19 protein-coding genes are annotated in these 26,994 nt (G+C 42.2%); 10 read left to right on the top strand and 9 right to left on the bottom strand.

The window, feature by feature from the left end; translation table 11 throughout:
* Window positions 1–386 precede the first annotated feature (386 nt).
* Window positions 387–2,636: a carboxy terminal-processing peptidase gene (locus tag H2245_RS04350; RefSeq protein WP_182406136.1), complete on the top strand. Its 2,250-nt coding sequence runs from the start codon at window positions 387–389 to the stop codon at window positions 2,634–2,636.
* A 520-nt stretch (window positions 2,637–3,156) separates the two neighbouring features.
* Here the strand turns inward: H2245_RS04350 and H2245_RS04355 are convergent.
* Entirely contained in the window at window positions 3,157–3,642 is a 486-nt protein-coding gene (locus tag H2245_RS04355) for a peptidylprolyl isomerase (protein ID WP_182406137.1), read from the bottom strand.
* A gap of 395 nt (window positions 3,643–4,037) precedes the next feature.
* On the opposite strand from H2245_RS04355, the gene H2245_RS04360 reads away from it, so the two are divergent.
* A complete protein-coding gene (locus H2245_RS04360; RefSeq protein WP_182406138.1) occupies window positions 4,038–6,011 on the top strand; it encodes a M61 family metallopeptidase in 1,974 nt (657 codons plus the stop codon).
* A 138-nt stretch (window positions 6,012–6,149) separates the two neighbouring features.
* On the opposite strand, the gene H2245_RS04365 is transcribed toward H2245_RS04360, so the two are convergent.
* The 5 genes from H2245_RS04365 to H2245_RS04385 form a co-directional block, all read right to left on the bottom strand.
* The gene (locus H2245_RS04365; RefSeq protein ID WP_182406139.1) at window positions 6,150–6,968 is read right to left on the bottom strand and encodes a DUF305 domain-containing protein; all 819 of its coding nucleotides are present in this window, start codon (window positions 6,966–6,968) and stop codon (window positions 6,150–6,152) included.
* Between the two features lie 218 nt (window positions 6,969–7,186).
* On the bottom strand, window positions 7,187–7,810 hold the full coding sequence (locus H2245_RS04370; RefSeq protein ID WP_182406140.1) for a pseudouridine synthase: 624 nt from the start codon (window positions 7,808–7,810) through the stop codon (window positions 7,187–7,189).
* 226 nt (window positions 7,811–8,036) lie between these two features.
* Window positions 8,037–10,256, bottom strand: a complete 2,220-nt coding sequence (locus H2245_RS04375; RefSeq protein ID WP_182406141.1) for an NADP-dependent isocitrate dehydrogenase — start codon at window positions 10,254–10,256, stop codon at window positions 8,037–8,039.
* 429 nt (window positions 10,257–10,685) lie between these two features.
* Window positions 10,686–12,902, bottom strand: coding sequence for an NADP-dependent isocitrate dehydrogenase (locus tag H2245_RS04380; protein WP_182406142.1), 2,217 nt, complete (start codon window positions 12,900–12,902; stop codon window positions 10,686–10,688).
* A gap of 463 nt (window positions 12,903–13,365) precedes the next feature.
* On the bottom strand, window positions 13,366–14,136 hold the full coding sequence (locus H2245_RS04385) for a hypothetical protein (protein WP_182406143.1): 771 nt from the start codon (window positions 14,134–14,136) through the stop codon (window positions 13,366–13,368).
* A 146-nt stretch (window positions 14,137–14,282) separates the two neighbouring features.
* On the opposite strand from H2245_RS04385, the gene H2245_RS04390 reads away from it, so the two are divergent.
* The 3 genes from H2245_RS04390 (at window position 14,283) to glyA (ending at window position 17,838) form a co-directional block, all read left to right on the top strand.
* Window positions 14,283–15,632, top strand: a complete 1,350-nt coding sequence (locus H2245_RS04390; protein WP_182406144.1) for a GNAT family N-acetyltransferase — start codon at window positions 14,283–14,285, stop codon at window positions 15,630–15,632.
* 50 nt (window positions 15,633–15,682) lie between these two features.
* A complete protein-coding gene (locus tag H2245_RS04395; protein ID WP_182406145.1) occupies window positions 15,683–16,192 on the top strand; it encodes a chorismate lyase in 510 nt (169 codons plus the stop codon).
* 389 nt (window positions 16,193–16,581) lie between these two features.
* Window positions 16,582–17,838, top strand: a complete 1,257-nt coding sequence (glyA, locus tag H2245_RS04400; RefSeq protein ID WP_182406146.1) for a serine hydroxymethyltransferase — start codon at window positions 16,582–16,584, stop codon at window positions 17,836–17,838.
* 187 nt (window positions 17,839–18,025) lie between these two features.
* Here glyA and H2245_RS04405 read toward each other — a convergent pair whose 3' ends face one another.
* From H2245_RS04405 to H2245_RS04415, 3 genes are all read right to left on the bottom strand, one after another.
* Entirely contained in the window at window positions 18,026–18,808 is a 783-nt protein-coding gene (locus H2245_RS04405) for an FRG domain-containing protein (protein ID WP_182406147.1), read from the bottom strand.
* Between the two features lie 183 nt (window positions 18,809–18,991).
* Window positions 18,992–20,263: a sodium/glutamate symporter gene (locus tag H2245_RS04410; RefSeq protein ID WP_182406148.1), complete on the bottom strand. Its 1,272-nt coding sequence runs from the start codon at window positions 20,261–20,263 to the stop codon at window positions 18,992–18,994.
* 498 nt (window positions 20,264–20,761) lie between these two features.
* A complete protein-coding gene (locus tag H2245_RS04415) occupies window positions 20,762–22,063 on the bottom strand; it encodes a glutamate-5-semialdehyde dehydrogenase (protein ID WP_182406149.1) in 1,302 nt (433 codons plus the stop codon).
* Window positions 22,064–22,572: 509 nt separating this feature from the next.
* On the opposite strand from H2245_RS04415, the gene H2245_RS04420 reads away from it, so the two are divergent.
* The 5 genes from H2245_RS04420 to H2245_RS04440 all read left to right on the top strand — a co-directional run bounded on the left by H2245_RS04420 (window position 22,573) and on the right by H2245_RS04440 (window position 26,993).
* Window positions 22,573–22,899, top strand: coding sequence for a hypothetical protein (locus H2245_RS04420; protein ID WP_259365074.1), 327 nt, complete (start codon window positions 22,573–22,575; stop codon window positions 22,897–22,899).
* Window positions 22,900–23,114: 215 nt separating this feature from the next.
* Window positions 23,115–23,909: an ABC transporter ATP-binding protein gene (locus H2245_RS04425; RefSeq protein ID WP_182406150.1), complete on the top strand. Its 795-nt coding sequence runs from the start codon at window positions 23,115–23,117 to the stop codon at window positions 23,907–23,909.
* A 312-nt stretch (window positions 23,910–24,221) separates the two neighbouring features.
* Window positions 24,222–25,016 carry a transporter substrate-binding domain-containing protein gene (locus H2245_RS04430; RefSeq protein WP_182406151.1) on the top strand — a complete coding sequence of 265 codons (795 nt, stop codon included), beginning with the start codon at window positions 24,222–24,224 and terminating at the stop codon, window positions 25,014–25,016.
* 125 nt (window positions 25,017–25,141) lie between these two features.
* Complete coding sequence (locus tag H2245_RS04435; RefSeq protein ID WP_182406152.1) at window positions 25,142–26,029, top strand: transporter substrate-binding domain-containing protein; 888 nt, start codon at window positions 25,142–25,144, stop codon at window positions 26,027–26,029.
* A gap of 94 nt (window positions 26,030–26,123) precedes the next feature.
* Entirely contained in the window at window positions 26,124–26,993 is an 870-nt protein-coding gene (locus H2245_RS04440) for an ABC transporter substrate-binding protein (RefSeq protein WP_404944655.1), read from the top strand.
* The last annotated feature ends 1 nt before the right edge of the window (window position 26,994 follow it).

Genomic DNA, 26,994 nt, shown 5'->3' on the forward strand with positions numbered 1-26,994 from the left:
TCAGTATTTATTATGCCAGTTAATCATGCTCGCGTATCACTTAGCAAACTATAATAAAAAGTTATAGTAAATAACCATAATGACAGGTTATAAGAGTTAAGCATAAGAGCAAGATTTCAACCTTTGCCTCAGCTATAAATAGAGTATAAAGTAATTAGAAATAAAATAAGTATGAGTGAAAAACGATTAGTCATCGAGGTTATGCGTAAGATGTTTATACAGTTTAAGACAGTGCAAGACACACGATCGTGATAATATTGAGTACTTTTTAATAAGAAATGCTCGCCAGTTATTCTAAGTAATAATTCAACGCTAAGCATACTTATTTGCGGTAAGATTCATTTGATTTACCGTCATAAAATTTTTGAGACAATTAGGTGTATATGATGAAAAAACAACCTGCACAGTGGTTACTCAGTGTCGCGTCAGTGGGCGTTGCCGGTATTATTTTGACCCAAAGCTACGGCACAGCAGTGGCGAACACGGAAACTGGAAGTATTGTTCAGACTCCTGAACAACAGCTGACCACCCGGCAAGTTGCAGCGCTGCTCGATCGCAGTCACTATCTTAATCAGCCGCTCGATAATAAAATGGGCAGCGAAATCTTAACGATGTATATCGATAGCCTTGACCCTAATCACACCTTGTTTTTGCAATCTGATGTCGATGAGTTTAAAAAGAAATATGCCGATGAGTTTGCCAACCGCCTAAAACGCGGTGATTTATCCGCAGGTATTGAGATATTTGAGCGCTACCGTAAACGCTCAAATGAGTATTTTGCCTTAACCGAAAAACTGCTGAATACTAAATTAAGCTTAACGGGTAAAGAGACCATTATTCTTGACCGCGAAAAATTGGGACACTTTAAAACCAAAAAAGCCCAGCAAGACTATTGGACGCGCCAGTTAAAGTTTCAGCTGATTAGTATCACCTTAGGTCAAGAAGATGAAAAGGCAAAAGAACAAGTGTTTTTAGCCAATCCGGACATCACGCGTGGACAAGATTTGGTGCGTGATGACAAACGTTCACCCAGTGAGATATTGCTTAATCGTCTATCTCGTCAGCACGAACAAATGCAGCGCCTGAGCGACGATGAAGTGATGGAAACCATCCTTAATATCGCCATGCTGACTTATGATCCGCATAGCAATTACTATGCGCCCATTCAGGCAAATGAGTTACAAATTCAGTCAAGCTTACAGTTAGAAGGTATCGGTGTTTCTATCCGACCGGATCGTAAAAATCCTGACTATACGCGTATTGCCACCTTAGTAGAAGGCGGTCCTGCTGCTAAAGGCGGACAAATTAAGCCAAATGATCTTATCATCGGTATCGCTAAAGACGGTAAGACCATGACCGATGTCGTCGGTTGGTCAACGCGTGAGATTGTTAGTCTGATTCGAGGTAAGCGTGGCACCCCAGTCACTCTTAAAGTGCGTCAGCCAAATTCACCTGAAGCCAGCGCCCGTACGGTGACGGTAATACGTGACATCATTCAACAAGAAGAATCTGGTGTCACCCAACGTGTGGTTGAGATTCAGCGCCCCAACATTGATGCCACGCCCAAACGTATTGGCGTGCTTGAAATTCCAAGCTTTTATCTAAACTATCGCGCTCGCCGTAATGGCGAGGACTATCGCAGCGTCAGTATTGACACCGAAAATGCGCTCAAAGAATTAAACAAACAAAACATCGATGGTCTGGTGGTGGATCTACGTAACAATCCTGGTGGCTCGCTTGATGAAGTGGCAAAAATGCTCGGGCTTTTTGTTAAGAGCGGACCGTTAGTACAAATTCGTGATAATCGTGGTAACGTCCAAGTGTTCCGTGATGATGATGGCGGTCAGCAATTATACGATGGCAAGTTGGTGGTACTAACTAACTTAGCTTCGGCGTCTGCCAGTGAGATTTTCGCAGCGGCAATTCAAGATTACGGTCGCGGTCTAGTCGTTGGTAACACCACAACGGGTAAAGGCTCAGCACAAATTCAGCTGGACAATTTAGCATTGGGCTCAGCAACATTGACCCAGCGCAAGTTCTACCGTATTACCGGCGGCAGTACGCAAAATAAAGGCGTTGTTCCTGATGTTGAGCTGGTGAATATTTATGATGATGCTACTTTTGGCGAACGTGCGCAGAAAAAAGCGCTGCCTTGGGATACTATCAGCACCTCACCTTATAAGCCTGAAGGCAAATTTACTGCCAACACGCTTGCCACTTTAAATCAACAATCGAAAATTCGCCAGCAGCAAAATCCACAGTTTGTGTATTTGTCCGCTCTTAATAAAATTCGCGATATGGAAGACGGTAAAAAACCGATTGCCTTAGATATTAATAATCGCCGTGCCAAGATGAAGCTGGTCGAACAACGCTCATTAGAAGCTGAAAACCTACGCTTGAAAGCCAGTGGCGAGAGCCCTTATACAAACTGGAATACGTATCAAGCGTCAATGGATGCTAAGTTTGAAGAGCGTAGTCAAATGAAGGCCTTGGAGCGCCCACAGTTGCCAGAAGATGAAGTTTATATTAATGAAGCCGCTTATCTGATGCTTAGTGCTGAGGCACAAGTATTAAATGCTGACGCAAAAGCCAGTGCCATTCCAACACAAAAGACATCGATACCGACCGCTAAATAATCATGCTAACAGAGAGCTGATGATTGATTGCGTAAGCATATGCTTACAAGCAATGACGCTACCACCTCTTATCAGAGATGGTGGAATCTGCGATGATACACCCACTGCACAATTTAACGATACTATTGATAATAACTAGGGATTGGAAGTTATTAATAGCTTATAGATTGTTTCAGGGATGAACTGCTAGTCATGGATGATAGGGCTGGATGCTCGCTTAGTGATCGTCAATCTCGGGATTAGATTGGCTGTAACGAACAAGGATGTAGACGTAAAAAAACCGTATAGCGCTTGCCGTTATACGGTTTTTTTACGTTCGTATTATTTAATTCTTCACTATTCTTCAATAGTCATAGCCAATAAAAAAAGCCAGTAACCGCGTATATAATAATACGGAGTTACTGGCTTTTTGGTTTAAGCAGTTAAGGGAGTAATTATTTAAAATAACAACTATCTAAAAAAATAACCATAACGACTTCACTGCTTAAAGTAATCTAACCATCGAGATTGACTGGTTAGATTAGTGCTCAACGCCACCTGCACCATGGACATGACCATGGTTCAGCTCGTCTTCAGTAGCGGCACGAACTTCTTGAATTTCTACATCAAACGTCAAGCGTTTGCCTGCCAATGGATGATTTGCATCAACAATCACTTCGTCATCAGTTACGTCAGTTACAGTAACTAGCATTACTTGACCGCCAGCTTCTGATTGGAACTGCATACCCGGTTGAATATCATCAACGCCTTGGAAGTTAGAGCGTGGTACATGCTGTACTGCTTGTGCTTGGTATTCGCCGTAACCATCAGCTGGCTCAACGACCGCATTCACAGTTTCGCCAGCTGATTTGCCTTCTAGCTGCTGCTCAAGACCTGGAATGATGTTGCTATGTCCATGCAAATACGCTAATGGCTGACCTTCTGGAGACTGGTCTAGGATATTACCTTCGTCGTCTTTAAGGGTGTAGTTAAATTTGACGGCAGTATCTTTTGCGATAGTAGTCATAAATTATCCTAAATATTTTGATTTAAAAATTTAAATACGGTTGCAATAAACCTAAAAAAGCCAATTAGCCAGCCAAATAGCCACGTCATTAGTCAATTATCATCAGTTTATTAGGGTAACTTTAGCAGTTAGCATCTTTAATTGCGATGGTCTGAATAACTTTCAAGGCAAAAGTACTAAAAAGTTTAAATTATTCACTAAATTTTCAAATTATTGAGTTCTTTTTATTAAATAAGACTCGATGATGTTAAAAAAATGTTAAAAAGTAGGGAGCGTAAGTAACTATTTGACAGTTGCGTTTTAACGTGTGGACTCTTACCATGATTATAACCTTAAGATTATGACTATAACGACAATACCATTAATCACAAGACCGCTAACTATAAGACAATACTATGACTCAAGTACTGACGACCGATGCCATCTTACCAACTGCTATTCATTATTGCGTGAATTTTGAACGCTATCATGAGCATTTGGTAGATATTACGCTCACCTTTACTGCCGGTAATGACGCACCGCAATTGTGGTTGCCGGCATGGATTCCGGGCAGCTATTTGATGCGTGAATTTGCCCGCCATATTACCGCGGTACATTATCAAATCACCGATAAGAGTAATGATAGCAATAATAAAGATAGTAACGCTTACCGTGCCCAAAAAATTGATAAGCATACGTGGCAATTACCAGAGGTAAAAGCAGGGCAGGCGATAACGGTACATTATGAAGTGTATTGCTATGATTTATCGGTGCGCACTGCTTATGCTGATCAGCAGCGTTTGTATGGCAATTTTACCTCGCTGGCATTGGCAGTTGCAGGGCAAGAGCAGTCGTCGATACAAGTGAGCTTGCTTGTACCCGCCGCATTCTTAGCGGATAAAAATGAAAGTGATGTCATGCTGGCGTGCGGACTTGACGCAACTCATTTGCACAGTGTCAATGAATATGGCGATGAACAATATGGCTATTGTCTACAAGCGGACAGTTATGAGCAGTTAATTGATCATCCGTTTGAGATTGCAGCGCAAGACCGATTTGATTTTATTATTCGAGACAGTGAGCATCAAACGCTTAGCCATCGCTTTTTTCTCTCAGGCAAGCATAGCGCCAACTTGGGGCGTTTGCAGCAGGATGTGACTAAGATTTGCCAGACGTATCTTAATTGGCTGGGCGATGCGCCCTTTAGTGATTATACGTTTATGACTTATGCCAGCGGCAATGATTATGGCGGTTTGGAGCATATCAATTCGACCAGCCTGATTACTCCGCGCCGCGATTTACCCAGTATAGATGAGCCGGAGCTGGCAAGCGCCAGTTATCAACGTTTTTTAGGGCTCTGTAGTCACGAGTATTTTCATGCGTGGTGGGTTAAAACCGTGCGCCCGGATGTGATGCTCACGGTTGATTTGCGACGAGAAGCTTTTACTCCGCTGCTTTGGGTCTTTGAAGGTTTTACTTCTTATATTGATGATTTTATGTTGCAAGCCTCAAAGGTGATTGATAAAGCCAGTTATTTGACCCTACTTGCTGACCAAATCAGCCGTTATTATCAAACCCATGGACGCGCCCATCAAAGCGTTGCTGAATCGAGTTTTGATGCGTGGATTAAGTTGTACCGTAATGATGAAAATACTGGCAACGCAGGCATCAGTTATTATAATAAAGGCGCATTAGTGGCGCTCTGTCTGGACTTAACCTTATTGGAAAAAAGTGCTGGTCGATATCGCTTATTCGATGTGGTCAAGGCATTTTATGAGCAAGCCAAAGTTAATGACAACTGTCGTATTGGTATCAGTAGTGCTGATATGGGCGCAGTGATTGGACAGTTTATGCCGATAGCGGAATGGGAAGTATTTGAGCGCCGCTACGTCAATGGAGTTGATGAGCTGCCACTAGAAACCTTATTGTCCAACAATGGCATTGTGATGCATGCCGATAGTAAGGACAATGTTCACAAACAAGTGCCGTGGGGTATGCGCTGTAGTGACACGCCAGCGGGGCTGCTGGTCAATCGGGTTCAGCGTGATAGCATCACTGCCAAAGCAGGAATATCAGCAAATGATGTGATTGTTGCCCTTGATGGTATCAAAGCGGATACTAAGCAATTAGCAACGGTGAGAAGTGCTCAGCGTGCTATTGACTGTCATTTGTTTCGCCGTGATGAGCTAATGTGTGTCTCCGTTATGCCGCCTTCTTATGCTGATGAGGAACAATTTAGCCAAAGCCTATCTTATCCGCATACGGTAAATTTACGTTTAGCAAAGTCTGATAAAATCTCAGAAACCAAGATTGCAGAAAATAAGGTTCAAAAGCAGTCGAGCGTACCAGCATGGAGTGTATGGCTAGATTTTATGACTCAGTATCAGTAATTAAGTATCAGAATTAAATATATAGCGGTATAAATGGATAAAAACATACTAAAAGCCCTTGCTAAAACAGTAGTTTCGCAAGGGCTTTTTGTTAAGGTTTAAAAGGGTGAGAATGTAGGGATAAGGCTTGAAAAGTATTTACCCTTTAACTTTTTCAGCGTGATTCTTACCATGCTGCTCGGCTTGCTGTTCTTCTTTTAGCTCTTGCTCATCTTCAAGCAATTCATCATTTTTGCCATACATCGCAATCCATTCTTGCATTATTTTAATTTCAGGCTCCTGGGCGTCAATGATTTGCTGGGCAAGCTGGCGCATCTCTTTGTCTTTACCATACTTAAGCTGAACCTTTGCCATATCAACTGCACCAATATGATGGGCGAGCATACCACGAGCAAATGCCATATCCGGCACAGGGTCAGCGATGCCTGCCATCATCTCGCCATGCATGGCATCCATACCATTGGCATATGTCATTTGCATTTCTTGCGTTTCAGGTTTTGGTTTTGCTATATCAGGATGGTTAGCAAGCCATTTTTTCATAGTATCAATTTCAAGCTGCTGCGAGTCGATAACCTGTTGGGCAAGCTCACGCATAGCAACATCAGTACCATATTTTAGCTCGATTTTTGCCATATCGACCGCACCGCGGTGATGCCCAAGCATACTTTTGGCAAATGCAGTATCCGGATCGTTATAACCTATACCCACCATCATCTCAGCGTGCATATCGGTCATCGACTTGGTGTAATCTTTTAGCATGTCGGACATATCATGTCCAGCATGCGCGTCTGTTGCTTCGTCTGCATCAGCAAGTGTGGCTTCAGCTTCTGGCGCAACCTCTTCTGTCAGTGTGGCTTCAGTGTCTTCTGATTTCGGCTGACAAGCACTAAGAGCAAGCACTGCGGCGATACTGGTGACTAAATAGGCACAACGATACGATGAATGTGAAACAGTCATGAGATGTCCTCAATTGAAACAGGCGTGGAAATGAGCAAAAACCACTCAATATGGTTATGAATGAGAAATTATGCATGGCAAGTAATAATAACGAGCGCTAATTATAAGTGCTAATAATAAGAAAAAATGCATAGGAGATAGGGCATAGTAAATTCAATATTAACAGATAAACCTTACCCATTCGAGGCGCTAACCTTAAAAGCTTGTAACTGCTTTAATTAATGGATAAGACCCAATCGGCGGCAATCCTCGCTATTCAAATGAACGCGCACAAACTCACCAACGCCCAATTCTCCAAGCTCAAATCCTGCCACCGACCAGCGAATCAGACGCAAACAAGGCAGCCCCACATGAGCGGTCATACGCCGCACTTGGCGGTTTTTTCCTTCATAAATGGTCAGCATTAACCAAGACGTGGGAATACTTTTGCGTTCACGAATGGGAGGGTCGCGTTGCCATAAAGCAATGGGTAAATCGACTTCATCAACGATTTTTGCGATTGCCGGTAAGGTCTTGCCGTCTTTTAGCATCACGCCGCGTGTGAGTTGTGCCAATTGCTCAGTACTGATGGTGCCTTCCACTTGCACCAAATACGTTTTGCCTTGCTTGTTACTGTTTTTAAAATCAGTAGAGCGCGGCGGTTGGGTGATTGCTTTATTCACTCGTCCATCACTGGTTAAAATTAATAACCCCTCAGAGGTGGCGTCCAATCGTCCTGCAACGCGCAAAGTCTTATCAGTAAAGTAAGGCGCAAGAGTGGTGTGCGCATTGCCACCATCATCGCGAAATTGGCTTTGTACTCCATAAGGCTTGTTAAAAAGAATCAGGCTAGAGGTCGACATACAATAGGTATTCCTAAAACATAAATGAACTGCAATGAACTGAAACTATCAAACATTGGCAGAATAGCAAATGGTGACCATTATAACGGTTATCTACGCAAAATTATGATCGTTTCCAAGACAAAAAAACACCCCAATAGTGTTAAACTGTTGAGGTGTTTTTCTATCTAATTTTAAAAATATGCGCTTAAAGATATGACGTTAATTAAGCGCAATTACTGCGATGCTACAATGACGCTAACGCCTCATTGAATAACTTACTTGGACGCATCGCTTGCTCAGCCAGTTTTTCATCAGCAAGGTAGTAGCCTTTGATATCGACAGGATGACCTTGAACGTCATTCAATTCTTTAACAATCGCGTCTTCATTGCTGGTTAGTTTTTCAGCAAGTGGCGCAAACTGTGCTTGTAGCTCAGCATCTTTATTTTGTGCCGCAAGCTCTTGTGCCCAGTACATGGCAAGATAGAAATGACTGCCACGGTTGTCTAATTCGCCCGTTTTACGTGATGGACCTTTGTTATTTAATAATAACTTTTCGGTCGCTTTATCCAGTGTATCCGCCAAGATTTGCGCTTTGGCATTGTGGTCATTGGTTGCCAAATGTTCCAAAGATACCGTCAAGGCTAAAAACTCACCCAGTGAATCCCAACGCAAATGATTTTCTTCTAATAACTGTTGCACGTGCTTGGGTGCTGAACCGCCAGCGCCAGTTTCAAACAATCCACCACCTTTCATAAGTGGTACGACTGATAGCATTTTTGCACTCGTGCCTAATTCTAGGATTGGGAACAAGTCGGTGAGATAGTCTCTTAGAATATTACCGGTCACAGAGATGGTATCCAGACCGCGAGCGACGCGCTCTAAGGTATAACGCATCGCGCGAACTTGTGACATGATTTCAATATGTAGACCGTCGGTATTATAGTCTTTTAAGTAAGTTCTTACCTTTTTGATCAGCTCGTTTTCGTGCGGACGGTAAGAGTCTAACCAAAATACGACAGGTGTATCAGACTCGCGTGCACGGCGTACGGCAAGTTTCACCCAGTCTTGAATTGGCTCATCTTTGACTTGACACATCCGCCAAATATCGCCTTTTTCAACACGCTGCTCAAGCAATACCTCATTTGTCTCAACGTCAACAATACGGGCGATACCTGCATCACTGGCTTCAAAGGTTTTATCGTGTGAGCCATATTCTTCGGCTTGTTGCGCCATTAAGCCCACGTTAGGGACAGTGCCCATCGTGGTTGGGTCAAAATTGCCATGCCATTTGCAGAAATTAATCATTTCTTGGTAGATACGCGCAAAGGTAGACTCAGGCATGACCGCTTTACAGTCATACATTTTGCCATCTGCACCCCACATTTTACCACCTGCACGAATCATGGCGGGCATAGATGCATCGACAATTACGTCACTTGGTGAATGGAAATTGGTTATACCTTTTGCAGAATCAACCATCGCCAGACGTGGACGATGCTCTTGACACGCATGCAAGTCACGTTCAATTTCTTCACGCTTACTGGCAGGTAGCTCAGCAATTTTTTCATACAAACTTGCCATGCCGTTATTGACGTTAACGCCTAACTCGTCAAATAATGCACCATGCTTCTCGAATGCTTCTTTGTAGTAAATTTTAACCGCATGTCCAAATACGATTGGGTGCGACACCTTCATCATGGTGGCTTTTACGTGTAAGGAAAATAAAATGCCCGCTTCTCGGCAGTCTTCCATTTCACGCTCATAAAATTCACACAGCGCCTGTTTACTCATAAACATCAGGTCGATGATTTCTTTATCGAGCAATGCAATCTCGGGCTTTAACACCTTGATAGTGCCATCGTCTTCTAAGCGTTCCATACGTACGGTACGCGCTTTGTCTAACGTGAGTGACTGCTCACCGGCATAAAAATCGCCACTGTGCATGTGCGATACGTGCGTTTGTGACCATTGCTTCCATTCACCCATAGAATGTGGGTGTTGACGGGCAAAGTTCTTAACCGCTTTCGGTGCGCGGCGGTCTGAGTTACCTTCACGCAGTACCGGATTCACGGAACTGCCTAAACTTTTACCATAGCGCTGACGAATTAATTTTTCTTCATCCGTTTTTGGGTCATCTGGAAAGTCAGGAATCGCAAAGCCTTTACCTTGTAATTCTTTAATACAGGCTTTTAGCTGAGGAATTGAGGCACTCACGTTAGGCAGTTTAATAATATTAGTGCTAGGATCTTGAGTCAGTTTGCCAAGCTCAGCGAGATTATCAGGAACACGTTGTTCTTCAGTTAAGTAGTCAGGGAATTCAGCCAACACGCGCGCGGCAACAGAAATATCACTGGTTTCAACAGCAACGCCTGCGGTTTGGGTAAATGCTTTAACAATAGGCAAGAATGATAGGGTTGCTAGCGCTGGTGCTTCGTCAGTTTTGGTATAAATAATTTTTGACATGATGGTATGACATTCCTTTAGTTATCGTTAATAATAAGGCTGGAATCTAAATAAATAGTTCTCAACACCCTTATGCAATAATAAACTGTGCGGTTACATCAAATAACTTAACGCTAATCTTTTGTCGCTTTTGTCGTATGTATCTGTATATGTACGTATATCTGAATGATATTAAGCGTATCAAACGCCTTATTCTACCAGTCATCCGCATAAATTTCATCTTTTCCATACCAGCAGTATTGTTTAAGTTGATATCATGTTTTAAATACTAGGCACGGTTAATAATTATTCACTCTAATAATAGATAGTTGCAATAAAAAGCACCCCAACCATCTAAGACAGTTGGGGTGCTTTGTTTTATAAGCTTAAGTTATATAAACTTAAACAGCTTTAAAATATAAAGCTATTTAGGTGACAACGTTACTTCAATTATAAAGAGTCAATCGTGTCATTCAATAACTGACTTGGACGCATGACTTTAGTTGCTAAAGCTTCATCAAAGAAGTAGTAGCCATCGATATTAGCAGGCTGACCTTGAACGTCATTTAATTCTTTAACAATAGCGTCTTCGTTGCTGGCAAGTTTTTCAGCAAGTGGCGCAAACTGTGCTTGTAGCTCAGTGTCTTCAGTCTGTGCCGCAAGCTCTTGAGCCCAGTACATAGCCAGATAGAAATGACTGCCACGGTTGTCCAATTCACCAGTTTTACGTGATGGTGATTTGTTGTTTAACAACAGTTTTTCAGTCGCTTTATCTAGTGTATCGGCTAAAATTTGTGCTTTAGCATTGTCTTCATGCGTGGCTAGATGCTCTAAAGATACCGCCAACGCTAAGAACTCACCGAGTGAATCCCAACGTAAATGGTTTTCTTCAACCAACTGCTGTACATGCTTAGGAGCTGAACCGCCTGCGCCTGTTTCAAACAAACCGCCACCGTTCATTAGAGGAACGATAGATAGCATTTTAGCACTGGTGCCCAATTCTAAGATTGGGAACAAATCCGTTAGGTAATCGCGCAATACGTTACCAGTCACAGAGATGGTATCTTTACCTTTTTTTAGACGCTCTAGAGTGAAACGAGTCGCTTCACGTACTGGCATGATGCGAATGTCTAAACCAGTGGTGTCATAATCTTTAAGGTATTTTTCAACTTTTTTGATCAATTCAGCATGGTGTGGACGTTTGTGGTTCAACCAGAAAATGGTTGGGATGTTGCTGGCACGGGCGCGAGTGACGGCTAATTTTACCCAATCTTGGATTGGTGCATCTTTAACCTGATTCATGCGCCAGATATCTTGCGCTTTCACTTCGTGCTCGGTTAAGACGTTGTCATTGCTGTCCAATACTTGAACTTTACCGTCAGCTTCGATGTGGAAAGTTTTGTCATGCGAGCCGTATTCTTCAGCTTTTTGTGCCATCAAGCCAACGTTAGGTACTGAGCCCATAGTCGTTGGGTCAAACGCGCCAAACTCTTTATGGAATTTGATGGTTTCATCATAGATACACGCATAGCTGCTATCAGGGATAACGGCTTTGGTGTCATGCAACTCATTGTCCGCGCCCCACATTTTACCTGAGCTGCGAATCATAGCAGGCATAGAAGCGTCAACAATCACGTCACTTGGTACGTGTAAGTTGGTGATGCCTTTGCTTGAGTCAACCATGGCAAGGTCAGGATTGTTCTTGTAGATGGTCTGAATGTCGGCTTCGATTTCGGCACGTTTTTCTTCAGGCAATTCTTGGATTTTAGCCAATAAGTTACTGAAACCATTATTGACGTTCACGTCAAGATCTTTAAAGGTATCGCCATGTTTTGCGAACAATTCTTTAAAGAAGATTTTGACCGCTTCACCAAAGATAATGGGGTCAGACACTTTCATCATGGTGGCTTTTAGATGCAATGAGAACAACACATCTTCTGCTTTAGCGTCTTCTACTTGCTCTTCTAAAAACTCTACTAATGCCTCATGACTCAAGATAGCTGCATCAATCAATTCACCAGCTAGCAATGGTGCAGGTGCTTTTAATTCAGTCACTGTGCCATCAGTTGCGGTATGGACGATACGGTAATCTGTTGCTTTATCTAACGTTACTGATTTTTCAGTATCCGCGAAGTCGCCATGTTGCATGGTGGCTACGTGTGACTTAGAGTCAGCACTCCATGCGCCCATTGAATGCGGATGGTTTCTGGCGAACGCTTTTACCGCTTTTGGTGCACGGCGGTCAGAGTTACCTTCACGCAAGACAGGGTTCATTGCACTGCCTTTGATTTTGTCATAACGCTCGCGCGCGTCTATTTCTTTATCGGTTTCTGGATGGTCTGGATAATCAGGTAAATCATAGCCTTTATCTTGTAACTCTTTGATTGCCGCTTTTAGCTGCGGGATAGAGGCACTAATGTTTGGCAGTTTAATAATATTGGCGCCAGGTTGTTTTACCAATTCACTTAACGCTACAAAGGCGCTAGGAATACGTTGTTCTTCTGGTAAAAACTCTGAAAATAACGCAATAATACGACCCGCTAAAGAGATATCAGCGGTTTCAATTTCAATTCCTGCGGTTTTTGTAAATGCCTCAACGATAGGCAAAAAAGATAAGGTAGCAAGCGCAGGGGCTTCATCGGTTTTTGTATAAATAATTTTTGTCATTGTAGTAGGGCATTCCTTTGGGTTGTTGTGAATAATAACGCTTAAATATAATGCAATAGTTCTATACACCCCCACGCAATCATGGGTTATATATTGAGAACAAATACATTATATGTAGGCTCTTGAAAAATACAGACTCTTAAAGAGTTTTGAGTTTGCTTCGCTGCTTTCGCTGAATGGTCTTTCGTTAACTGTCATCAAGCTAATTAAGTTAGCTAAGTTAAAAAGGCAAGGTAGCTAGATATCTGACTTGTCTGAAAGCGAATTATCGAGGGCATATTTTAGCGAACTCACTATAATTCAGATACGATATCATTCTCGTATCATAAACTTAGGATGCTGTTTTGGCTCATATCCCATCTATCTGAATTATAGTAAATGATTAGTAGCCTTATTCTACCAGTCATCCGCATAAATTTCATCTTTTCTGTGCAAGCACTGCTACTGAACTTGGTCAAAAGTGTTATGAACACCCTTCCTCCAACATGTTGGCTTCTGGTGTTCCTAGCTCAATGGTTTCAACCTGTCCTTGTAGTTGGGCTCGTTGCTCGGCTGACCATTTATCTACGGGCTGAGTCATACTACTGGCATTTGCAATTTTTTTACCACCCTTCATCGTGTATTTAATCTGTAAAGGTAAAGTATTTGCTTGGCTTGGAACGTCAGAAATGAAATGGTAGTAGTCACCTGTTTCATCGTATTTATCCATGCTATAACGTAAGTTATTCGGATGAGTACTGATAATTTTATCGACTTTATCGCCGCTACGGATACCGGTATAAAACTCGATATCAGAGGCATTAAAACCAATAAGCGCCAGTTTACCATCTATTATTTGATAGTATATTGGCTCAAAGTCAGTGCCGTCTCTATTTACGCTGGCTTTAGTAGGGTCTTCGAGATAGTAGCATTCATCATAGCCATGCTCGCCTTTAATCAATCCTAAACGGCTAATAACATCGGGCGTGATGGCTTGTCCAAAGTGCAGACCTTTATAACCTGAAGGACTAAGCGTCTGTGTATTAAAGGATGCGTTAGGAGTCTCAGCTTGCATACTGTTACGCACAATGATTTCAGGAGTGGTCTGTGCGATATTATTGCTGCCTACCGTTGATTCACTGGTAATCTTTTGAGAGTCACAGGCGCTTACGATTAACAAGCAACTGCTCATCAAAGTTGCTGCGACTATTGATTTAATAGTGGTCTTAAATGGCGTAGTCAGTAAAGTAGACATATAGGTCTCCTAAATATGACAGCGATATCATTAACTCCAATTTGCCTATTTTTAGCTTAAATATCTACAGTATTTTTGCAAATTGTGACAGCATAAGCGTAAAAATTTGCTACGCTAGATTTATCTAAAAATAATTAGTGAGCATTATGAGTTTACAGTACGCGCTCGTGGGCGATATGAGCTGGCAGCAGCAAACCCAGTGGCAGACACCTGATACGCCATTTATGTCGTTTGCCTTTTGGCAGGCGCTGATTGATACTGGCGCGATTGGTGAGGATGCGGGTTGGTTGCCTATTTTTATATTGGTATATCGCGATACAGATATCACTCATGCAGCAAGTTTAACCGATGAAAATTTACCAACTACAGATATAACTGAACCAGTAGCAGTGATGCCCGTATTTGTAAAAGGTCACCATCGCGGCGAGTATGTTTTTGATCATGCATGGGCAGAAGCCTATGGACGTTATGGCATTGATTATTATCCGCGCTTGGTGACCAGTGTGCCTTATACACCGATTACGGGTGAGCGTTTGTGGTTGGCACAAGGCGAAAGTCTGAGCACTGAGATTATAAACATGGCGATGGCAGGAGTGGACGACCTTGCGCAGCAAGTAGGTGCGTCGAGCTGGCATGGACTGTTTGTGACGCCTGAGCTTGCAACGCTTGCGGCATCAACAGATATTGAAATAGATAGTGTCATAGAAACGCTGTATTCAAAGTTAACGAGCGTCGCTTTATCTACTGCTATACCTATCCTTGAGCGTCAAGGCTGTCAGTTCCTATGGCAAAATAAAGACCTCATCAATAATGCACAGCCCTTTGCCAGTTTTGATGACTTCTTAATGACACTGACTGCTAAAAAGCGAAAAAATATCCGCGCTGAACGCCGCAAAGTGACGGCACAAGGTATTTATTGTGTACGTAAATGCGGTGATGATATCAGCGATGACGATTGGAAAGCCTTTTATCATTGTTATGTGATGACTTATGCCGTCCGTGGGCAGCAACCTTATTTAACTGCCGATTTTTTTACAGCATTGGCACAGACGATGCCAGAGCATATTATGCTGGCGCAAGCTTATGACAGCGAGGGCGAGATTATCGCCAGCAGCTTGTTCTTATACGATGTTGCTCATGATACATGTGATACAAAAAATACGCGCAAACGTACGTTATATGGGCGCTATTGGGGCGCACTGGGTGAGTATGACAGTCTGCATTTTGAGCTGTGCTATTACCAAGGTATTGAGTTTGCCATTGAGCAAGGTCTTACTCATTTTGATCCTGGCACCCAAGGTGAACATAAACTGATTCGCGGTTTTATCCCGACGACGACTCATTCATTACATCGTATTTATGATCCGCGTTTTGTGCCCGCGATTACTGACTTTTGTGCTCAAGATCGTATACGTATGGCGGACTATCGTCAGCAAGCGCACGCTGCTTTACCGTTTAACGCTGACAATATGCCTGATTTTGATAGCAGTCTTTAATTCTGATATTTAGTGTTTTACTTATTTAACTTAATAATTAGTCATTAACTATGCGCCCTAATCGCTTTAACACGTCAGCAAAAATTTCGCCACCGTCAGCATTACTGCCATGGCTCGATACCAATGGTTCATTGACTGCAATGTTAGAAGCAAAATCTGGTCAGCCTTTACGGGTGGTACGCAGTTTTGAAGGCTATCGGGTTTTGACATTAACTCAAAAGCAGCAGCTTGGGTTACAAGGACACTCTTTAAATCGTCCGCTCATGGCGTGGGTGCGCGAAGCACAATTATATGGCAATGATGAGCTGCCATGGGTAACCGCGCAAAGCATTTTCCCTTTAACAAGTTTGCAAGGGCAGGCGCGACGGTTGCAACAGCTTAAGGGAACACCTATCGGTTATGTTTTATTCAAGCGTCGTCGAACATTACCGAATCAACGCTCTATCTATCCTACGGGTGAGGGCTGGTGTCGCCAGACGTGTTACGACTGGTACGGGCGCACCTTGCTGATAAGCGAGACTTTTTTACCGCAATTTTGCCAACAAATACTAAAAAATTAAATTTCTCAATGTAGATTGAGAACATCATCATTAAGCTAAAAAAGCTGACCAATTGGACAGCTTTTTTCTTTCTACTCAAATTTTTTATCTATAGAACTGATAAATTTATGGTGATGAATCATGCTTTATATTTATAGATTATAGTCTGTTAGACACTTATATTTATAGCACTATGAATACAATAGACACATGTCGTTTAATCACGCTAGGATGAACTTTTTTCGCGCTTGTCATATAAAGTTTCATGCTACACTGGTTTACAGCGATACGAGTTGTGCATAAGGTATACATGAGCACAGCAATACTATTGCTAAGCATGATAAGCTGATTGCAGGCTTCTATCTTCTAGTAGCTTCCTTTTTATAAAAGAAATCATATAGGGTATAACTATGTTTAAAGATATCTCGATTAAGGAATTTGACCCCGTACTTGCTGACGCGTTAGCCGCTGAAAGTGTTCGCCAAGAAAATCATGTTGAGCTAATTGCTTCAGAAAACTACTGTTCACAAGCAGTGATGGAAGCACAAGGTACTGATCTAACCAATAAATATGCCGAAGGTTATCCTGGCAAGCGTTATTATGGCGGTTGTGAGCACGTAGACGTGGTTGAGCAATTAGCGATTGATCGTGCAAAAGAATTGTTTGGTGCAGAATATGTGAACGTACAGCCACATTCAGGTAGCCAAGCCAACTCAGCAGTATTCCTAGCGCTGTTAAAAGCCAACGATACTATCCTTGGCATGAGCCTTGATGCGGGCGGTCACTTGACCCACGGCGCACACATTAACTTTTCAGGCATCAACTACAATGCGGTGCAGTACGGCTTAATTGAAGGCTCTGGTCTGATTGATTATGACCAAGTTGACGCACTCGCTCGTGAACATAAACCTAAAATGATTATTGCTGGTTTCTCAGCTTATTCACAAGTGGTCGATTGGCAGCGTTTCCGCGATATCGCGGACGAAGTTGGTGCGTATCTTTTAGTTGATATGGCACACGTCGCTGGTCTGGTTGCTGCTGGTGTTTATCCGAGCCCAGTACCTTTTGCTGACGTAGTCACTACCACCACGCATAAAACCTTACGTGGTCCACGTTCAGGTATGATTCTCGCTCGTGATGAAAAACTGGCGAAAAAATTAAATTCTGCCGTATTCCCAGGCAACCAAGGTGGTCCATTAATGCACGTTATCGCTGCCAAAGCGGTATCATTCAAAGAAGCATTAGAAGACAACTTTAAAACCTATCAGCAGCAAGTGGTGAAAAACGCCCAAGCAATGGCGAAAGTAATCATCGACCGTGGCTATGAAATCATCTCTGGTGGTACTGAAAACCATTTAATGCTTATCAGCTTGGTTAAGCAAGAAATGACCGGTAAAGAAGCTGATAAGTGGTTGGGTGATGCTTATATTACGGTTAATAAAAACGCAGTTCCTAACGATCCAAAATCACCATTCGTCACTTCTGGTATTCGTATCGGTACACCAGCCGTAACCACTCGTGGCTTCGATGAAGCAGACGTAACAGAGTTGGCGGGCTGGATTTGTGATGTGCTAGACAGCCGTGGTGATGAGCAAGTGATTGCTAATACGCGCGAAAAAGTCAAAGCGCTTTGTGCCAAAAAACCGGTATATGCTAAAAATCAGTAATCTCTAAAAACTAAAAAGATGATTAATCTATTTAGTATTTAAGCCATAAAAAAACCGCTTAGCATGTGCTAGGCGGTTTTTTGTTGGCAGGTCTTCTGTTTTTAGCAAAACCTGCGGTAAAGTGATTGTTCTCTATGTTAAATTCTTGGCGTAAGAACCTTAGCATGCGCTATTTAAATTATAATTGTTACCAGCGTTCATTTTGATACTCGTCAAACCTAAAGCTGCTAGCATAACCAAAACCGTCAATATCAGGAAATAAAGTTAAATGATGTATATCGAAAGTTTCTGATAGTTCCTTTAAAGCCAATTTCTTAAAGGAAGGACTTATATTTATAGAGATGTACGGGTCGAGACTATCACTAAGAGCCAAACTACCAATACTATTTTCGACAACTTGACTATAGAGAAACTGAGCATTTTGAGAGGCAATGCGTTTGGAAACTACTGGCGGATGCCATACAATAGGGTTATTACCATTTTCTATTTCCTTGAATACTTCAACATAGTCTGTCACTCCACCTCTATTTTCGCCTCCTCCTACAAAATGAGAATGAAATCCAAATAATAGCCCAGCCTGTTCTGGTTCAGATGAGCAAGCAAACCAAAGACCAACCATGATACTTCTAGAAAAATCAATCAGTCTCGTAGCAGCACCATGATGTTGAAGTTTTGCTAACAACTCTAAATCTGTAAGATTTCTACTGTTATCGTATCTATAACCTTGATGAGTAGCGTGTTCAAGCAAATGCTTCTCGTAATGCTGCATTTGCCACTCAGTTACTTCACTCATAGTTCTCTTTAACCTTCTATATGCAGAACTGTGAATAGCCCATTGAATATTGCTTTGACCTCTCCAGAAATAAACGTTGCGTCTCTCAGGAGTATGTTGTTTTACTAAAGTTAATAATTCTTCAATAGACTCTGGTGAGTGAATTCTCCCAAATAACTTGCTATCGACAAATTTCATAATTGCTCTTCTTCCTTTGATAACTTGATAAGTTTTTTTTACTAATATCACTCTCTCAATACTAGTTAATGATCTAGGTTAATTCACTCAAATCTTTATAGAGAGGTTTAATAACAAATAAAAAGGCTGAGCTACATTATCGTAGATCAGCCTTATTTATTTTAATCTAAATATATTAATAGCTTAAAACGGCAACTTGGTAAATATCTGCAATACCGTAGCGTTAACGATATCGACAAAGAATGCACCAACCATAGGTACAATCAAAAATGCCTTAGGTGATGGCAAATAGCGATCGGTGACCGCCTGCATATTGGCAATTGCCGTTGGCGTTGCACCCATTCCAAAACCACAATGACCCGCTGCTAAAACGGCAGCATCATAATCTTTGCCCATGATTTTGTAAGTGACAAAGTAAGCATAAGCAATCATGACGGCAGTTTGAACGAGCAAGATAATCAAGACTGGACCTGCCAAATCTGTCAATTCCCACAGTTTCAATGATAATAGTGCCATGGCTAAAAATAGGCTTAACGACGCATTACCAATCACATCAATAGCGCGGTCAAACATATCAAAGTTAAAGACCATAGTCAGTGCATTACGAATAATCACACCGCCTGCCAATGCCCAAACGAACGTAGGCAATTCAAATGCCGTACCTTCCGCAATGATAGTCATCAAGTCAGCAAACGCTAAAGCCCCTGCAAATAAAGCCAAACTTTCAATAGTAGAAGAGGCGGTAATCAGACGAATATTATCCGGCTTTTCAAACATCTCTTCATGTCTATCATCACTGTCTTCGTCATGCTTGGTGCTATATAACGACTGCTTACCAGCAAGCTTTTCAACGTCGCTTTGATTTGGGTTTATGGGAGCCGGCTTAATGCCCATTTTATTGATCAATCTGCGCGCAACAGGACCACCAACCAGGCCACCTGCCACCAAACCATAAGTAGCAACGGCAATACCAAGTGTGGTTGCACCAACCACACCGTACTGCTCTTCTAACACAACGCCCCATGCCCCTGCAGTACCATGCCCACCGGTTAAAGCGATAGAGCCTGTGACCAAACCGAGCAGTGGATCAAGCCCAAGCACGCTTGCCATTGCCACCCCAACCACATCCTGCAAAATAATAAAAACGGAGACGACAATGGTAAAAATTAATAACGGTGAGCCACCAGCTTTAAGGCGTCCAAAATCGGCACTCAGACCAATTGAGGCAAAAAACATCAGCATAGTCGCTGTTTGTAGACCTTGATTGAAGTTAAAAGTATAACCCCATACCAAGTTAAGCGCATACACCATGGCGGCAGCGACCAGACCGCCCGCGACAGGCTCTGGAATATTAAAGTCCTCTAAGAACTTGATGTTCTTGACCAAAAAACGCCCAAGTAACAACACTAAGGTTGCAAATATCAGCGTGTAATAGCCGTTTAAAGTAACTTCCATAAGTGCATCCTTTTATAAATATAAATTAACCTGAATTCGGGATAAGGCTGGTATTATCTTGATTTTAGGTTTGAAACATAAGTCGCCGAAATAGCAAATTTGCCAGCATTCATCATTACTATTCGCCCAAGCAACTTACCAAAAATATCAATTGCTACTTCAATTAAGTCTTTAAAAACATTAAAATTTTCATATATAGGATGGGCTAACTAAAGCTATCAATGAGTTATATTACTATCAGTTAGGCAGACATAAACTCTATTTTATGTATACAAAAAGTAGCTTTCCAGCAAGATACTGTAAAGATAACAACTAAAACAATAGTAGTGATGCGCTTTGTTGTCGAGTAAACCTCATTCGCATGCTAGTTTCAGAATTAAAAGTGAGCGCATGAAAAGTTATGTGTTTAAGTAAAAAATAAAAAAACGCCAGCAGTGACGCTGACGTTTTATATAAAAGATACATTTTATATCAAATTAACACAATTTTGAATGGTAATTACGCTCTAGTTTCGCCATGACCATAAACAATCCACTTTTGTGAGGTCAAACCTTGCAGTCCAACTGGACCACGCGCATGGATTTTATCGGTTGAAATACCAATTTCAGCGCCAAGTCCATACTCAAAACCATCAGCAAAACGGCTAGAGGCATTAATCATGACGCTAGCAGAATCCACTTCACGGATAAAGCGCTGCGACTTGCTATAATTGTCAGTGATAATCACATCGGTATGATGGCTGCCATGAGTATTGATATGTTCAATGGCTTCATCCAAACCGCTGACAATTTTAATCGCTAAAATCGGCGCTAAATATTCGGTATCCCAATCGTCATCGGTAGCGGCTGATAAATGACCGCTAAGTTTGGTATTATTATTTAAAATGGCTTGCGACTTATCGTCAAGACGCAGCTGCATGGCATCATCCGCTTGCACGATAGCTTCGGCAATTTGCGGTAATAACGTCTCAGCAATGGCTTCATCAACCAATAACGTTTCCATAGTATTACAAGTGCCATAGCGATGCGTTTTGGCATTCACGCTAACGTCAATCGCAATTTTTGCCTCAGCATCACTGTCAATAAAAGTATGACAATTACCATCTAAATGCTTAATCACTGGTACTTTGGCATCGCGACTAATACGTTCAATCAAGCCTTTACCACCACGTGGCACAATCACATCGACATATTCAGTCATGGTAATCAGCTCACCAACCGCTGCTCGATCCGTAGTTTGTAACACTTGCACGCTATGCTCAGGTAGTCCTGCATTTTTGAGACCTTGATGAATACATTTTGCAATCGCTTGATTCGATTCAAACGCTTCAGAGCCACCGCGCAAAATAATAGCATTGCCTGATTTTAAAGCGAGTGATGCTGCCTCTAACGTCACATTCGGACGTGACTCATAAATCATCCCAACGACGCCTAATGGCACGCGCATTTTTCCCAAATGAATGCCAGACGGCTGATAGGTCATATCCGTCACTTCACCAATAGGATCGGGCAAGGTGGATACGTCTTTTAAACCTTGCAGCATGCCGTCAAAACGAGCATCATTGAGCTCTAAACGGTCAAGTAGTGCCGCATCAAGATTATTTTTCGTGCCATTATCCATATCGATTTTATTTGCCGATAGAATTGCTGTCTTGGCACTGGCTAGCTCATCATAAATTGCCAGTAAAGCAGTATTTTTAAGTCCGGTATTGGCAGCAGCAAGGGCTCGCGAGGAGGCGCGCGCTTGTTGACCAACGGTTTGCATATAGGTTTTGATATCTGAAGTAGTCGATTGACTCATCAATTAATTTCCTTATATATAAATAGATAACAAAATGTTATCTGAAATTCTTGTTACTGAATTTTAATGAAAACTAGATTTTAATAAAAAGTATCAAGCGGTTTACTAAATAAAGCAAATGCGCATCAGTAGGCGAAGAATATGCCACATATCGGCAGTGATTGATAAAAATGGAAGTTTTGATGCCTCTATAGCGTCATGCTATTTAACATAGAGCAGATTAGATCGATAGTAAAGATGAATTTGTGAATAGAGTTCTGTATCAATGATTATTGTATTGGCAAGATAGTCTCTTTGAGCGTACTTTTATAATGCGCTAAAAACCGTCTTATTTTATGCCGAATATCGCCAATTCTCTTCTATTATACAGTTACGCGTTCTCAACAGAATCATGGTGTAACTACTAAGGTGGCTGCATTTTTATATTCGTATACTTAAACAGTAAGCAATTTTAGTATTGCATAGCGTTTAAAATTTTTAGCAACTTTAACCAAGCATGAGAGAAAGCTATGATGTCACAGACGATAACGGATAAAAAGACGGCACTGACGATTCATAAAAAATTGATATTTGTTACCTTAGCAGCAGCGGTATTAACCATGAGTGCCTGTGGTAAAAAAGACGCATCAGTGACAGAAGGCGAATCAGCTGTCGATGCTCAAGCTTCAGTGGAGCAACAAGGATCAGCGACGGCTCATGACGAGGTCGCAGTAGCAAGCGCCAATGAGGGAATCGCGACTACAGATATGCCAAACGATGATGTTGCTGTAGCTACTGCTGATGACTCTGAAGTAATGGACGGTAGCGAATCAGAAGAGCACGTCTCGACTTACTAACCCAAATATTCTAAAATGCACCTTAATATGAACGAGTAAGGTAATTTATGAGCTCAATCGTATAAAACAGCATAGCATCCATTAAAATGATAAAATAAGCTCAGAGTTGCAATGGCAGTCTGGGCTGTTTTTTATGGTGCCTATTTTCATTATTGTTTACTCATCATTATTCGCTGATAACTATTTATTCAACACTATTGGAAGTCTGCTAAACCATGCCTGATATTGCTAAAGATTCGACGCGTCCTATCGCGCTAGACATACAAGACCTGCATAAAAGTTATGGCTCATTAGCTGTACTCAAAGGCGTCTCATTAACCGCTTATGATGGCGATGTTATCTCCATTTTGGGGTCATCTGGCTCTGGGAAATCTACCTTACTACGCTGTATTAATCTGTTAGAAAAGCCCACCCAAGGCGGCATCACTATCGGTAATGAGGCGCTGAAATTAAAGCTCAATAAATCCGGTGAGCTACAGGCGGTAGATAACAAGCAGTTAGAAAACTTGCGCGCGCGCGTGGGTTTTGTGTTTCAAAATTTTAACTTATGGCCGCACAAAACGATTTTGCAAAACATTATCGAAGGACCAACGCAAGTTTTAAAGATTAAAAAAGACCAAGCCATTAGCGATGCAGAAAAATTGCTTGCCAAAGTCGGTTTACTGGATAAAAAAGACGCGTATCCGGCGAATTTGTCGGGTGGTCAACGTCAGCGAGTTGCTATTGCCCGTGCCCTTGCGATGAACCCACGCGTGTTATTGTTTGATGAGCCGACGTCTGCTCTAGATCCTGAACTGGTTAATGAAGTGCTGGCGGTTATGCGTGAGCTGGCAGAAGAGGGGCGTACCATGTTGATTGTCACCCATGAGATGCGCTTTGCCCGTGAAGTATCTAGCCAAGTGGTGTTTTTACATCAAGGGGTGATTGAAGAGATAGGCACGCCAGAACAAGTCTTTGATAATCCAAAATCTGAACGCGTTAGAGACTTTATGGCGTCCCATCGTTCGTAGTATCGTTTGCAGTATTTTTACTTATGGTTAATCTGTTATTCACGTCGCTGCTCATTTGATTATTAATCTAACTATCATAATAGTCATTGTCATAACTGTTGAAGCAATAAGGGGTCTTTCATAAGACCCTTTATTACCGCATAATGACAGTCAATGCCTAAAACGTTTGTTTTTGATTTTTGAGTCAGGTATTATCGACGAGTTTATCACCTGTCAAAATGGTTATTGTTTTCGTTGGCTGGCATGGATGTCAGAGGCTGAAAAATCAGCAATACCTATCAGAAACCAATATCAGAAACTAAGGAATGTACGATGTCGACTTCTAACCTATTGTGGTCATCGATGACCCTCACTGCCGCCCTCGCGCTTAGTGCCTGTAGCCCATCCCAAGATGCTTCTGATGCCAATGCTGATGCTGCCAATAATGGTGCTGCGAGCAAAACCTTACGTATCGCCACCGAAGGCGCGTACCCTCCGTTTAACTATACCAATGCGGATGGCAGTCTTGCTGGCTATGATATCGATGTTGCCAATGCGTTATGCGAAGAGATGAAAGTCAAATGTGAAATTGTCGCCCAAGAGTGGGATGGCATTATTCCCGGACTGTTGGCACAAAAATACGATGCGGTGATTGCCGGTATGTCTATCACCCCTGAGCGTCAAGAAAAAGTAGATTTCACTGAGCCGTATTTTGCCAATACCATGGTATGGCTGACCGATACCAAAGGCAGCTTTGACCCAAAAACTATTAAAAATCTTACCCTTGGTGGTCAACGGTCAACCACGCCAGGCGCGTACTTACAAGATAATTATGAAGGTAAAGACGGCAATACCGTGCAGCTGTATGATAACTATGACAATGCCTATTTAGACCTGAAATCAGGTCGTAGTGATGCCGTCTTAGCAGAAAAAGTCTCTGCAAAATCGTGGTTAAAAGACAACCCAGCAGGCTTTGGTATCGTCGGCGATGAGATTGACAATAACGACAATATTGCCATTGCTGTTCGTAAAGGTGATCCGCTGCAAAAAGACTTTAATAAAGCAATGAGTGCCATTCGTAGCAACGGTAAGCTGGCGTTACTTGAGCAGCAAAATTTCGGTCAATAGTTTAGTGGGTCAATAGGCTATTAACCAACTGCCTTTTTTGTACATCATCTTTGGGTTAGATATATTAGGGGTCAATAATTTGCAAGTCATCTACCTGTAAATTTACTCATAAAGGAAAAACAACCATGTCAATGTCAATCACTCATAAAGCCTTGTGGCTGGCCCCGCTTAGCGCTGCAATGCTCATGCTGGCGGGCTGTAGCAATAGCACCACACCAGCCGAAGATGGCGCAGTCGATGCCACTGATGGTAAGCAATCTACGATAAAAATCGCTACCGAATCAAGCTACAAGCCCTTTAGCTATACCGATGCCGATGGCAAACTTATCGGCTATGAGATTGAGCTGATTGAAGCCATGTGCGCGCAAATGAAAGCAGATTGCGATATTATTTCGCAAGACTGGGACGGTCTCATTCCAGGCTTAAATGCGCAAAAATTTGATGCGATTATGGCAGGTATCTCAATTACTCCTGAGCGCCAAGAAGTAATTGAATTCTCAGACCCTTACTTTTATACCAGTATTATTTTGATTGGTAAAAAAGGTGATGATGTCAATATTGACGCTTTAAAAGGTCAGCCGGTTGCCTCACAACGTGCCACGGTTGCCTCACAATATCTACAAGATGAACATGCTGAAGCAGACATCAAACTTTATGATACCCAAGACAATGCCTATTTAGACTTAACTTCAGGTCGCGTACGCGCCATGATGTCGGATAAAGTCACCGGTATTGATTGGTTAAAAACCCCTGCTGGCAAAGATTATGAAGTCAAAGGGCAAGAAATCACCACTGATAAAGATGCTATGGGTATTGGCTTCCGTAAAGGCGATCCATTAGTGGCTAAATTTAATAAAGCCCTTGCTGAAATCCGCGCTAATGGCACCTATGATCAAATCTCTGGCAGCTATTTTGGCACCAGCTCTACCGCTGCTGCTCAAAAAGCAGTTGTGAATGGTGCAGCAGCCGAAGCAGTCGCGCAAGAAGGTACAAATGCTGAGGTAGCAAAATAAAGGTAGCGCATAGCAGTCAATGGTAATCATAGCCTGCGATAGTAATTAGTTATCATGCACGCCTAATAGTTTTTAACGTAATAGACAGTCAAGGATGAATATGAGTAAATTTTTAAGTCCAATTCTAGCAAGTATTGCTGTCTGTACGTTAACGCTATCAGGCTGTAATCAGTCGCAAGATGGTGCTGATAAAAAAGCTACAGATATCGCTGATAATACGTCAGCAACGGGCGAAGTACTGCGTATTGGGACAGAAGGGGCGTATGCTCCTTTTAACTATACCAATGCTGATGGGAGCTTAGGCGGTTTTGATGTAGAGATTGCAAACGCGCTGTGTGCCGATATGAAAGTCACTTGTGAGATTACTGCGCAAGACTGGGATGGTATTATTCCCGGGCTAAAAGCAGGCAAGTATGATGCGATCATAGCCGCGATGTCGGTCACGCCTGAGCGCTCGCAGCAAGTTGCCTTTACTGATCCGTATTTTAGCAATACGTTGGTATTTTTAGCCAAAGCAGACAGCAAATTTGACCCTGCTCAAGACAGTCATATTAATGCTAATTCTATCGCCGCTCAGCGCGCCACCATCTCTTCACAGTGGTTTGAAAAAGCGTATCCAAAAGCCGATATGAAACTGTATGATACCCTGAGCAATGCCTTTTTGGACTTAGGTTCAGAGCGCGTTGATGCGATGGTATCTGACAAACTACCAGCCATTCAATGGCTCAATTCACCTGCAGGCGACGGTTTTATTCTTAAAGGGGCTGAGATTGATATCAATGACAATTTTGCCATTGCTGTACGCCCCGGTGACGCGCTACAGGCTAAGATTAACGATTCTTTAGCCAATATCAAAGCCAACGGCACGTACGATAAAATTAATCAAAAATACTTTGCCGTACCTGTAGAATCAAGTCCGTCTGCCAGTGTGCAAGCTGCACCAGTCGATAGCGTTGCAAAATAGC

The organism is Psychrobacter sp. GP33, from assembly GCF_014119005.1.
Lineage (GTDB): Bacteria > Pseudomonadota > Gammaproteobacteria > Pseudomonadales > Moraxellaceae > Psychrobacter.

Coding starts and splice junctions, on each gene's coding strand:
- H2245_RS04425 (WP_182406150.1), top strand. CDS start 23,115: ATGCCTGATATTGCTAAAGATTCGACGCGTCCTATCGCGCTAGACATA.
- H2245_RS04385 (WP_182406143.1), bottom strand. CDS start 14,136: ATGTCTACTTTACTGACTACGCCATTTAAGACCACTATTAAATCAATA.
- H2245_RS04355 (WP_182406137.1), bottom strand. CDS start 3,642: ATGACTACTATCGCAAAAGATACTGCCGTCAAATTTAACTACACCCTT.
- H2245_RS04365 (WP_182406139.1), bottom strand. CDS start 6,968: ATGACTGTTTCACATTCATCGTATCGTTGTGCCTATTTAGTCACCAGT.
- H2245_RS04380 (WP_182406142.1), bottom strand. CDS start 12,902: ATGACAAAAATTATTTATACAAAAACCGATGAAGCCCCTGCGCTTGCT.
- H2245_RS04415 (WP_182406149.1), bottom strand. CDS start 22,063: ATGAGTCAATCGACTACTTCAGATATCAAAACCTATATGCAAACCGTT.
- glyA (WP_182406146.1), top strand. CDS start 16,582: ATGTTTAAAGATATCTCGATTAAGGAATTTGACCCCGTACTTGCTGAC.
- H2245_RS04375 (WP_182406141.1), bottom strand. CDS start 10,256: ATGTCAAAAATTATTTATACCAAAACTGACGAAGCACCAGCGCTAGCA.
- H2245_RS04430 (WP_182406151.1), top strand. CDS start 24,222: ATGTCGACTTCTAACCTATTGTGGTCATCGATGACCCTCACTGCCGCC.
- H2245_RS04420 (WP_259365074.1), top strand. CDS start 22,573: ATGATGTCACAGACGATAACGGATAAAAAGACGGCACTGACGATTCAT.
- H2245_RS04390 (WP_182406144.1), top strand. CDS start 14,283: ATGAGTTTACAGTACGCGCTCGTGGGCGATATGAGCTGGCAGCAGCAA.
- H2245_RS04410 (WP_182406148.1), bottom strand. CDS start 20,263: ATGGAAGTTACTTTAAACGGCTATTACACGCTGATATTTGCAACCTTA.
- H2245_RS04405 (WP_182406147.1), bottom strand. CDS start 18,808: ATGAAATTTGTCGATAGCAAGTTATTTGGGAGAATTCACTCACCAGAG.
- H2245_RS04395 (WP_182406145.1), top strand. CDS start 15,683: ATGCGCCCTAATCGCTTTAACACGTCAGCAAAAATTTCGCCACCGTCA.
- H2245_RS04435 (WP_182406152.1), top strand. CDS start 25,142: ATGTCAATGTCAATCACTCATAAAGCCTTGTGGCTGGCCCCGCTTAGC.
- H2245_RS04350 (WP_182406136.1), top strand. CDS start 387: ATGAAAAAACAACCTGCACAGTGGTTACTCAGTGTCGCGTCAGTGGGC.
- H2245_RS04440 (WP_404944655.1), top strand. CDS start 26,124: ATGAATATGAGTAAATTTTTAAGTCCAATTCTAGCAAGTATTGCTGTC.
- H2245_RS04360 (WP_182406138.1), top strand. CDS start 4,038: ATGACTCAAGTACTGACGACCGATGCCATCTTACCAACTGCTATTCAT.
- H2245_RS04370 (WP_182406140.1), bottom strand. CDS start 7,810: ATGTCGACCTCTAGCCTGATTCTTTTTAACAAGCCTTATGGAGTACAA.